Below are 439 nucleotides of genomic sequence, written 5' to 3' on the forward strand. Positions count from 1 at the left end.
TCGCGAATCCCGGCGAGGCCGACGTGAAGCTCACCTCCGCAGAGTGCGCAGACGCGAAGGTGGTGCAATTGCACGAGGTGGTGATGAAGGACAGCACGCCGATCATGGAAGAGATCAAGGAAGGCATCGCGGTTCCCGCCGGCTCCCAGGCCGAGCTGGTGCCCGGGGGCCACCACATCATGTTGATGATGCTGAAGCGCCGCCTTGCCGTCGGTGATCAGGTCACGATCACCCTGCACTTCTCCGACGGCGGATCGCTCGTCGTCAAGGCACCGGTCAAGGAGTCCGTCGTGGCCACCAGCCCTGCCCGCGTCGTCGCATCGCCGACGGCACAGGCGTCCTCCTGACCGACGCTCAGGCGTGCCGCGCGGTGAACAGCCTCGCCTCGCCCAGCGCCGACCAGCCACCGAAGAACTCGAGGCCGACGAGCGTCGCCGGC

Annotated in this window: 1 protein-coding gene; it reads left to right on the forward strand. The window is 67.4% G+C overall.

Annotated elements, in window-relative coordinates:
- Window positions 1-347 (forward strand): copper chaperone PCu(A)C (locus M3194_RS30930; RefSeq protein ID WP_251657967.1); only part of this gene is annotated, 347 nt, incomplete at its 5' end.
- Between the last annotated feature and the right edge of the window lie 92 nt (window positions 348-439).

It is taken from the genome of Paenibacillus glycanilyticus (assembly GCF_023715145.1).
Lineage (GTDB): Bacteria > Bacillota > Bacilli > Paenibacillales > Paenibacillaceae > Pristimantibacillus > Pristimantibacillus glycanilyticus_A.